Origin of the sequence: Streptosporangium sp. NPDC006013, assembly GCF_040614275.1 — a bacterium.
Classification (GTDB): Bacteria; Actinomycetota; Actinomycetes; order Streptosporangiales; family Streptosporangiaceae; genus Streptosporangium.
Map to the genome: position 1 here is coordinate 1 of NZ_JBEXUE010000411.1, position 8,959 is coordinate 8,959.

At 68.9% G+C, this 8,959-nt stretch carries 12 protein-coding genes; all 12 read right to left on the bottom strand.

Going from position 1 to position 8,959, the window contains the following annotated elements; all coding sequences use genetic code 11:
* Positions 1-286: 286 nt before the first annotated feature.
* The gene (locus ABZ260_RS39590; protein WP_355627817.1) at positions 287-409 is read right to left on the bottom strand and encodes an ALQxL family class IV lanthipeptide; all 123 of its coding nucleotides are present in this window, start codon (positions 407-409) and stop codon (positions 287-289) included.
* Positions 410-1,432: 1,023 nt separating this feature from the next.
* Complete coding sequence (locus tag ABZ260_RS39595; protein ID WP_355627820.1) at positions 1,433-2,344, bottom strand: ABC transporter substrate-binding protein; 912 nt, start codon at positions 2,342-2,344, stop codon at positions 1,433-1,435.
* A gap of 149 nt (positions 2,345-2,493) precedes the next feature.
* On the bottom strand, positions 2,494-3,219 hold the full coding sequence (locus tag ABZ260_RS39600; RefSeq protein WP_355627822.1) for an SDR family oxidoreductase: 726 nt from the start codon (positions 3,217-3,219) through the stop codon (positions 2,494-2,496).
* Entirely contained in the window at positions 3,216-3,551 is a 336-nt protein-coding gene (locus ABZ260_RS39605) for a hypothetical protein (protein WP_355627825.1), read from the bottom strand. The genes ABZ260_RS39600 and ABZ260_RS39605 overlap by 4 nt, the downstream gene beginning before the upstream one ends.
* 570 nt (positions 3,552-4,121) lie before the next feature.
* Positions 4,122-4,550 carry a DUF1232 domain-containing protein gene (locus tag ABZ260_RS39610; protein WP_355627828.1) on the bottom strand — a complete coding sequence of 143 codons (429 nt, stop codon included), beginning with the start codon at positions 4,548-4,550 and terminating at the stop codon, positions 4,122-4,124.
* Positions 4,547-4,843, bottom strand: coding sequence for a hypothetical protein (locus ABZ260_RS39615; protein ID WP_355627831.1), 297 nt, complete (start codon positions 4,841-4,843; stop codon positions 4,547-4,549). The genes ABZ260_RS39610 and ABZ260_RS39615 overlap by 4 nt, the downstream gene beginning before the upstream one ends.
* A 42-nt stretch (positions 4,844-4,885) precedes the next feature.
* A complete protein-coding gene (locus ABZ260_RS39620) occupies positions 4,886-5,236 on the bottom strand; it encodes a DUF3703 domain-containing protein (protein ID WP_355627834.1) in 351 nt (116 codons plus the stop codon).
* Entirely contained in the window at positions 5,233-5,952 is a 720-nt protein-coding gene (locus ABZ260_RS39625; RefSeq protein WP_355627837.1) for a cation transporter, read from the bottom strand. Before ABZ260_RS39625 ends, ABZ260_RS39620 begins: the two co-directional genes overlap by 4 nt.
* Positions 5,949-6,356 (bottom strand): metalloregulator ArsR/SmtB family transcription factor, encoded by a 408-nt coding sequence (locus ABZ260_RS39630; RefSeq protein WP_355627840.1) that lies wholly within the window; start codon positions 6,354-6,356, stop codon positions 5,949-5,951. The genes ABZ260_RS39625 and ABZ260_RS39630 overlap by 4 nt, the downstream gene beginning before the upstream one ends.
* 172 nt (positions 6,357-6,528) lie before the next feature.
* Positions 6,529-7,251: a VOC family protein gene (locus ABZ260_RS39635; RefSeq protein ID WP_355627843.1), complete on the bottom strand. Its 723-nt coding sequence runs from the start codon at positions 7,249-7,251 to the stop codon at positions 6,529-6,531.
* A gap of 498 nt (positions 7,252-7,749) precedes the next feature.
* Positions 7,750-8,103, bottom strand: a complete 354-nt coding sequence (locus tag ABZ260_RS39640; protein ID WP_355565169.1) for a beta/gamma crystallin domain-containing protein — start codon at positions 8,101-8,103, stop codon at positions 7,750-7,752.
* Between the two features lie 506 nt (positions 8,104-8,609).
* Positions 8,610-8,879 (bottom strand): hypothetical protein, encoded by a 270-nt coding sequence (locus tag ABZ260_RS39645; protein ID WP_355627846.1) that lies wholly within the window; start codon positions 8,877-8,879, stop codon positions 8,610-8,612.
* Positions 8,880-8,959 lie beyond the last annotated feature (80 nt).

The window sequence follows — 8,959 nt, forward strand, 5'->3', positions numbered from 1 at the left end:
ATTCGATGGGACGCCACGCCGTCCCATCGAATCCGGCGCGGGATGCTCGACCTCGTCTCTCAGGCGGTCTATGCACGGCCGCGGCAGAATCAGGTCGATCGTGGTCCGAAGCCGAACCGATTCAGCCCCGCGCCCCTCATCGGCGCAGGACTTCAAAGGTCAGGCGTTCACCGCGTGTCGCCCCGGCCGCCGCCTACCCGCGACGAATGCCTCCGCAGCCGAGGCGACGCGCTTTCGACCGCTCACCTGCCGCGAGCGTCCGGTCCGGCCGCTCCTGCAGTGAACGTCAGGCGATGGTGATCGTGACCGTGATCGCGGAGACGAGAGTAACGCAGGTGGTTTTGCATGGATACAGAGGGGCCTCCATCTTGCTGGGAAGCATGTCCAGGGAGTTGATGTCGAGTTCCATTGCTCTTCTCCTTTTGTTGGGGAGGGCCTCCACCGATACTGCGGCGGTCTCTGTAACTGCCGGTCCATCCGGCGGAGTCTGCGTGGTCGGACTCGGTGTGGTGCCTGCCGTGCCGCTTCATCGGCGCGGGCGGGAACTTTCCGCGCGGGGGACCACTCGCCTACCGTGCGGCGCGTGAACGGGTGCGGTGAGTCGGACGCAGGATGTCGAGCTCCAGGAGCGGCGTCCATGTCTCCGGGGCAGGGCCGTGCCGCCCCGCCACCACGGTAACCGCCGACACCTCGTGTCGCCGGCCCGATCTCGTCACAGGCCGAGCAACGTGCCGTCTCCGTCGCGGACCTGCCGGTACGTCGAGTTCATCGGCACACCGAGTGGTGTCTGCCTCGGTGCCGACCACATCACCGCTCACTTCGTCCTCTTCCTCGACCAGGATCGCGCTCTGTGTCCGTGCCGGTACGGCGAATTCGTCGTACCGGGACAGCATCGTGGCGGGCACTTATGAACCACTTTCGACTGGGATGACAAGGTGTTCCCGACTCTTGGCTCAACTTTCGTCGATCACCGAAACGACCGGGACGGAAGACGCTGTTTCCGGCAGGCCGGATGCCGTTCGCCACAAAGCAGCAGCCGGTCACGACCGTGCTCACCTGGGCGCTGGAGGCCGGGGTTCCATTTCGCCGGTTCACCGCCGATGAGACCTTTCGCGCCGCCGATAATCCGCGGGCGCTTAAGAAGCCTTAACCATCCTTAACGGTCGCTTATGCTGATCTTGAAAGGCAGAGGTCGCGTTCGGGACGGGCCGGTCATGGCTCTCGATTTCCCTGGCTGTACACCGGAGATATGAGATATCCAGACAGCGGAGGACTGTCGGCTCGGGCGCGGCCGCAACGTGAGCACCTGCGCTTTCGAACGGCGGACATGGGTGATCGCCGACCGCCGGAGGTGCGCGGACGTGGACGTCCTCACCGCCGGGATGCGGCGGTCGTGGGCGGAGCCGGCGGCTTTCGCTGAACCACTTGCGGATCATGAAACGGGAGAGGACGGATCATCAAGGACAGGTCGTAGCGAGGGTGCGGTGCGGTAGAACTCGGCTGCGGTGACGGTGGCGGGGACGCCGAGTTCGGCGGCGACCGCGGTGATCGCGGTGGCGCCGACGGTGAGGTCGGCTTGGCCGTCGGTGGTGAAATACGGTGCGATGAACGTCTCGTAGTGGGCTCGGGCTTCGTCTGCGGTGTGTCGGCCGAGGAACGTCTGGATGTGCCGCACCGTGGTGTCGGGTTCGTTGTGGATCACCTGCAGGGCGCGCCGGTGGGCTCGTACGACGGCCTGGACCGCGGGGTCGTCCGGGTGGATGTAGGTGGGGTCGACGGCCACGCCTACGGTGGGGATCTGGAAGTGGTCGCCGACCCAGGCCGGCACCTGCCAGCCGTGCTCGGCGGCTATCGCCTCCGGTGCCATGGTGCTGCCGACCAGGGCGGCGTCGATCCTGCCATCGTGCAGCCAGCGCAGGTCCATGCCGTAGTCACCGGGCGGGCGGACGATGGTGTGGATGTCGCGGTCCGGGTCGAGGCCGGCCTGGCGCAGCACGATCCGGGCGAAGCACCCGGGTGCGGTGTGGGGGGCGTGTACCGCCAGCCGCCGGCCGGCCAGGTCGGCCAGGGAGGTCAGGCCAGGGAGGGCGAGGAACCAGAACAGCGGGCGGTGGGTGTTGACATTGAGTGCGACCCAGGGGATGCCGTCGGCCAGTCGGGACAGCAGCGCCCGGCCGAGCCCGATGGTGGCGCCGTGGCGCAGCCGCTCCTCGTCCCAGGAGCAGCCGTCGCGCAGCGCGACGTGGACGCCCTCGTCGGCGTAGTAGCCCTGCTGGTCGGCGATGTAGGCGACCAGTTCCTCGTGCAGGCCCCGCCCGACGTAGGCGAGATCGATCGTGTACATGAACGTTTTCCTTGATCGTGTCACCGCCGTGCGCCCGCGCGTGCCGCGGGCCCGGCTGCTGCGGCCCATGGTGCTGAGGTGACGGTGTTCCGGATGCGGTCCGGCCGGACCGGGACGGTATGGCTCCACGTGCGGAGGACAGCGGGGCGTCAGTACATGGACATCCCGCCGTTGACCGCGGCCGTGGTGCCGGTCATGAAGGCGTTGTCCTCGCTGGCGTAGAAGGCGACCGCTTGGGCGACGTCGCCCGGGTGTGCCAGGCGGCCCAGGGGGGTAGCGGCCACCTGCCGCTGCTTGTGCTCCTCGTCGAACACATCCGCCATGCGGGTGTCCTCCACCGGGCCGGGCTCGACGACGTTGACCGTGATGCCCCGCGGGCCCAGTTCCTGGGCGAGGTACCGGGCGAACTGCGCCAGTGCGGCCTTGGCCGTGCCCAGTGCGATCATGCCCTCCCGGGGTCGGCGGCTGAGGCCGGTACCGAGATAGATGATGCGTCCCCAGCCCTGTTCGGTCATGGCGGGCAGGACGGCTTTGGTGACCGCGAACGCCGCACGCATCTCGTCGTCGAGCTTGCCGCCCAGTTCTTCCCACGTCATCTCCTGGAACGGCTTGATCACATACGGGGTGAGCGCGTTGTGCACGAGCACGTCGATGCCGCCCCATACCGCCTGGACCTGCTCGATCATGCTCTCGACCGCCACTGCCTCGCGCACGTCGGCCTGCACGGCCATGGCCTGGCCGCCTGCGGTCTCGATGCCGGCCACGACCTCCGCGGCTGCCGTGCCGCTGCGGAGGTAGTTGACCACCACGCGCATCCCTCGCGCGGCCAGAAGGCGCGCGGTGGCCGCACCGATTCCGCTGCTGGCCCCTGTCACCAATGCCACCCTGCCGGTTGCCCCAAACACGGTCCCACCTCCTGCTCATCATCGCGGGCCGTCGACATGACCGCCCGGAGTCGTTCATCGTCGACGCCGGGGTGTGCTGAGCGGATCGCCCCGTAGAGCACGGTGTCGACGGTCGCCCGCAGCAGATCGGCCGAGGCCCAGTCGAGTTCGCGCGGCAACTGCGAGGCGAGCAGCCGCTCCAACGCGCCACGGGTGATCTCACTCAGCGGCTCAGGTGGCGCCGGTAGCAGCCCCCGCCGGTGCCCGTCCCGGAACAGCTCGTCGAGCCGCCGGTAGACCACCGCGTCCACACGCTGCTCCACGTACACGGCTCCAACTGCGAAGACCGGCGTTGTGGCGTCTTACGTGGTGTCGCTTCGGGCCGCGTCAGTGCCTCGCGGACCAATCGCCGGTGCACTCCGTACTTGCGGGCCAGCGCCCGGATCCCCAGCCCTGCACGCCACGAATCCCGGCGGGTTTGGTCGAACAGCTCGACTTTGGTGAGCGCCACCAACTCCCCCTTGCCGCGGCGCGCGTGATCCAGCAGGTCGAGCCTGACACCGCAACTCTAAAGGTGAGGCCACTACAAGCCGACATGTCGGTCTGGGATCACATCACCGGTCCGAGACGGGTCCAGCTCAAGCCGCCCGGGTGGGGCACTTCAAGTCGTCATAACCATGCCAGGCCGCCCGAGGTAACCGGGATGGACGGATGTCCACTGACAACGACCAGACGCTCAACTGCTGTCTCTCGGCGAGGACTCCACCGCGGTCGGGCCGGGCAACCAGGAGTAGATCACGGTTGCGGGTCGTCCGGAAGGAGTGGGCATGGCAGGTGCCGCAAAGCTCGTCAGGTCGCCGCCGCGGGGCCCGGCCTGCGGCGGTCGTGGCGTGTCAGGGGGTTGCGGGTGGCGTGTCGAGTCCGGTCAGCCGTGACAGCGCGGCGAAGCCGTCGTCGGTACCGGGCCAGTGCCGGCGTACGGCCTGCAGTCCGGCGCGGCGGACCACCGAGCGCAGTACGGCGACCACGATGATGGCGTCGTCGGCATAGCCGAGCACGGGGATGAAGTCGGGTACCAGATCGAGGGGGAAGGCCAGGTAGGCCAGCAGCAGCGCCAGTCGTACCCGCACGCCGCGCGGTAGGTTGCGGTCGGCGGCCAGGCGGCGGATCAGCCGCAGCACGTCCGGCAGCAGCCGCAGCGCCTCACGCAGCAGGCCGCCGCGCGGCCGCACGATGGCCAGTACCACAAGCAGCGCCAGCCAGGTGACCAGCAGCGCGACCGCGATGCCGATCAGCAGGTCCCATCCCCACACCCCGGTCACCGCCGGCCGCCTTCCTGCTCGTCCACCGTGGCCGTTGCGACCTCGGCGGAGGTGTCGGCGGGGGTGTCGGCGGCCGGCGCGTCGGTCACGGGGTCGAAGCGGCCGGCCTGTGCTCGGCGTTCCGGCCGACGGCCTGCCGGCCGAACAGCGCCGTGACCGCACGGGCCGGCTCCGGGTGTCCAGGCCTGGCCGCAGGCGATCCGCCGGGCCGGCTCCTGCAGGCCGCCCACGTCACCGACATCGGGTTTGCTCGCAACCGCGGGAGCCAGGGCGAACTGGCGGCGAACAGTCATCGGGGCCCTCCCGGGGCGACAGCAGGTCAGCGGGCGCGGACCTTACCTGGCAGTCAGGAGCTCGGCCAGGTCGGCGGGCAGGGGCATGGGCTGGGTGAGGCCGACACGGGCGCGGCCGGTGTTGCCTTCGGGGTAGCGGCCCAGTGCCGAGCCGGGCGCGGCCACGATGATACGCACCACCTGGCCGAACGCTTCGCGGCGGTCGCGCTGGGCGATGGCCAGGACGAACATCGCCAGGTGGTTGCGGGTGTGGGGCCAGGGCCACGGCTGGGAGATGATGTGGGCCCGTTCCAGATGCCGCCAGCGCGCCGCAGCGTCTCCGGTGGCGCGGGCGGCGTTCATCTCGGCGCGGTAGGCGGCCCGCACACGGGCGGGCATCGGGCGGCCGATCATCGATCGTGCTCCTTCTCAGCGGTGCAGCAGCCATCCGCGCATCCGGCCGAGGCGCCTGACCCGCCGATGACGGTGGCGGTGGGGACGGCACAGCAGGTGTCGCCGCGCCAGGCCTCGCGGCCTTCCTTGACCGCGACGGCCGCGATGACCAGGGCGGCGATCGGGTCGGCCCACGACCAGCCGAAGGCACTGTTGAGCGCCAGGCCCACGAGCAGCACGGCGGACAGGTAAGTGCACAGCAGCGTCTGCTTGGAGTCGGCCACCGCCGAAGCCGAGCCGAGTTCACGGCCGGCACGGCGTTGGGCGGCCGACAGGAACGGCATGATCACCAGCGACAAGCCCGCCAGGATCAGGCCGGGCGTGGAGTGCTCGGCCTCGCCGGCCCCGGCCAGGGCGCGTACGGCGTCGACGGTGACGTAGGCGGCCAGCACGAAGAACGAGAGCGCGATGACCCGCAACGCCACCTTCTCCCGCCGCTCGTGGTCGGTGGCCGAGAACTGCCAGGCGACCGCGGCGGCCGAGGCGACCTCGACGATGGAGTCCAGGCCGAAGCCGATCAGCGCGGCCGAGGAGGCGAGGGTGCCGGCGGTGATGGCCACGACGGCTTCGATCACGTTGTAGGTGATGGTCGCGGCCACCAGCAGCCGGATACGGCGGCGCAGTACGGTACGGCGGGCCGGCGTGGGCCCGAGGCCGGGCAGATTCAGCGCGGTCATGCGATCGTGCCTCCAGCGGGCAGGTCGGCGTCGCGGTCGAGGCTGCCGGGGCCGGAGACGGGGCAGAGCGTGACGGAGTGACCGGTGGCGGCCAGCAGCTGCTCGGCCGCGCCCAGCAGGTCCATCAGCTCGGGCCGGGTCAGCGCGTAGAACGACTGGCGGCCCTCAGCCCGGTAGTCGACCAGCCCGCAATCGCGCAGGCAGGCCAGGTGCTTGGAGACCGTGGACTGGGCCAGGCCGAGCTGTTCGGTCAGGTCCACCACCCGGGCCTCGCCTCGGGCCAGACGTTGCACGATCTTCAGCCGGGTCTCATCAGCCAGCGAGTGGAACAGCGCCGCCGCCGGCGGGATGCCCGCGGCGATGTCGGCGTTCACGCATCGGCCAGCATCACTATCAATCGTCATATGGCGATGATAGCCAGAAACGGTTATGTGTTGGCAAGAGTGCTCGACCTCGAATGCGACCGTCGTGTCGGCCTTTTACCGGGCAGCGTGAGTCACGAACCGCGGCGCCGCCGGCATCACACCGTGCCGCGGGGTGGATCGGAGGCGCGCCGCCCCCCCGGGTCCGGTCACGCTATCGGGGGGGCGACACGCAGAACTCATTGCCATCGGGATCGGCCATCACCACCCGACTGACCCCGCGCCGGCCGATGTCGACTCGAGTCGCTCCGAGGGAGACGAGACGGTCGACCTCCGCTTGCTGATCACCGTGCACAGATGGAGCGAGGTCGAAGTGCAGCCTGTTCTTCCCTGTCTTCGGCATCAGTGGCGGACCGCCCCACGTGATCTTCGGACCGCCGTGGGGCGAGCGGATCGCGGTCTCTTGGTCCTGGTCCCAGACCAACGGCCAGCCCAGCGCCTCGCTCCAGAAGTACCCGACCTCCTGCGAACCGTCGCACGCAAGCGCTCCGATGAATCCGCAGTCAGCAAGGAAGTTGTTGCCCGGCCCGATGACGCAGAACTCATTGCCTTCGGGGTCGGCGAGCACCACATGACCCTCCTCCGGGCGTTGCCCGATGTCGATGTGCCGCGCACCGAGTCCGAGCGACCTCGCCACCGTCTGCTGCTGGTCCTCCAGGGACGTGCTCGTCAGATCGAAGTGCATCCGGTTCTGGCCGGTCTTCTTCTCCTGGGTCGGAAGACATCGGATCCGGAACCCGGTGTCATCGCTCGGCAGGAGCGTGATGCCATCGTGGGGGTCGTTGGCCATCTCCCAGCCCAGGACTCCGGCCCAGAAGCGCGCGAGACGGAGCGGGTCGTTCGCATCGAAGCAGAGCGCGACAAGCTGAGAAGTCATCCCGCATCTCCAATCTGCTGACTCACAGGCGCAGACAGGGCATATCCTCCTGGCGCATGACGGAAGCAACGCTAGCCCGCTCGAGGAGTGCGACGCCAACGCATATGAGTCAGAAGGCGACGCTTCCGGCGCACGACCCGCGATCAGGACAGTGGACGATTGACTCATCGCCGCCGTCACCGAACACCTTGCTCCACCCCGCCGAGGCCGGTACAGCGTGTGCGTTCAGCTGATGTTGATCACGACCTTGCCGCGGCTGTGCCCGCTCCCGACGTCGCGCTGTGCCTCCGCGGCGGAGGCTACGGTTCCTGTATGCGCCTGAGCCGAGCCTTCTTGGTTGGTCGCGGGAGTCGTGTGCGGAACCGGCGGACTGCCTCGACGCCCCGGCAGGTGGCCCACCCGCATCCCATGGTGCCTGCCGGTCTCGCCCTGGCCGGCCTGTCGCACTGCCCGCCGCCGGTCACGCCTGCGGGACGTGACCGGCCGGATGTCAACGTGTCACACGATCTGGATGGCGACGACCTTCGGAGGGTGGTTCGGGAAGGTGATGTCGTGCCAGCGCTCGATCTTCACCGAGTCGCCGTTGGCGTCGTAGTAGATCAGGTCGTTGTTGCCCGTGGAGATCCGGTCGACCCACCATCCGCCGAAGTCGGTCTTTCCGCCGTTGGCGTAGCAGTCGACGCTCTGGCGGCCGTCGAGGTGCGACCAGATCTTCAGGAAGTTCTCGCCACCAACGCATTGGACGTGGTCGATGGCGAAGGCGGTGCCGCCCGGGATGGTGACGGTGAAGGCGGCGGCTGCGGCGAGTGCCACGGCCATGGAACGGGCGTTCTTCTTGCTCTTCGAGATCACAGACTCTCCTCCTGCGGAGACCGGCGCGCACGGCCCCGGCGCTGTTGGTGACGTCGCGTCCTGACGGAACGGTGCTTCGTCGGGCCGGCAGACGGCCGACTGCGCACCGGATCGGCCCCTCGCGGCTACGCCTTTCCGTGACGCAATTGGATGGCCCGGTAACTCAAAGTAATACCACTCTTTGTCCGGCCAACATGGGGTCCCAGTAGTAACGACGCAGGAAACAACGGATATGCAGATCAGCTGCTCGCCTTCCAAGCCGTGCCCGAGGGTCCTTAAGGGAGCTCTGACCTGCATATCCGTTGAAAATTCCGCCGATATTACCGGGCCCCCTACCCAGAGCAACACGTCTGACGAACGAAAGGCGCTCCTCGATGGCGCTCATCGGCCTGGTCCCATCCTCCACCTGCGCGAACTCCTCAGCATCGTGGCCCACGGCGACGACGACCGGGGCGAGGCAGACCAAGCCCGGCAGGCCGCCGCCCCTTCCGCCGCCGCTGAGCCGATCAGGCCTCCCGGGTCAGGAACTGGTGAAGGCTCCGGCAGGCCCGGGTCAGCGAGGTCGAACCGCGCTTCTTCGCGTGGGCGGCCACCTCGGGGATCTCGCCCCGCGCGCCGGCCCACGTGGCGATGTCGGCGGCCAGCACGACGGCGTCGGTGTGCAGACGCTGGGCCCGCTCGCCCTCCCTCGGGAGGAAGACGGCCAGGAAGTGGCGCAAGATCGTCCATACCTCGGCGTGCGCGCCCTGCCTGGCGGCCAGCTTCAGCGAGGGCAAGGCGGGGTCGGCGTCGTAGCGGGTGCCGCGAGGGCAGAACCTGATCAGGCCCGTAGCCGATCTCCGTCAACCGCTTCCGC

Bases quoted from the DNA above. Each gene is read 5' to 3' on its own strand.
- ABZ260_RS39590 (WP_355627817.1), bottom strand. From the start codon at position 409: ATGGAACTCGACATCAACTCCCTGGACATGCTTCCCAGCAAGATGGAG.
- ABZ260_RS39595 (WP_355627820.1), bottom strand. From the start codon at position 2,344: ATGTACACGATCGATCTCGCCTACGTCGGGCGGGGCCTGCACGAGGAA.
- ABZ260_RS39615 (WP_355627831.1), bottom strand. From the start codon at position 4,843: ATGACTGTTCGCCGCCAGTTCGCCCTGGCTCCCGCGGTTGCGAGCAAA.
- ABZ260_RS39620 (WP_355627834.1), bottom strand. From the start codon at position 5,236: ATGATCGGCCGCCCGATGCCCGCCCGTGTGCGGGCCGCCTACCGCGCC.
- ABZ260_RS39625 (WP_355627837.1), bottom strand. From the start codon at position 5,952: ATGACCGCGCTGAATCTGCCCGGCCTCGGGCCCACGCCGGCCCGCCGT.
- ABZ260_RS39630 (WP_355627840.1), bottom strand. From the start codon at position 6,356: ATGACGATTGATAGTGATGCTGGCCGATGCGTGAACGCCGACATCGCC.
- ABZ260_RS39635 (WP_355627843.1), bottom strand. From the start codon at position 7,251: ATGACTTCTCAGCTTGTCGCGCTCTGCTTCGATGCGAACGACCCGCTC.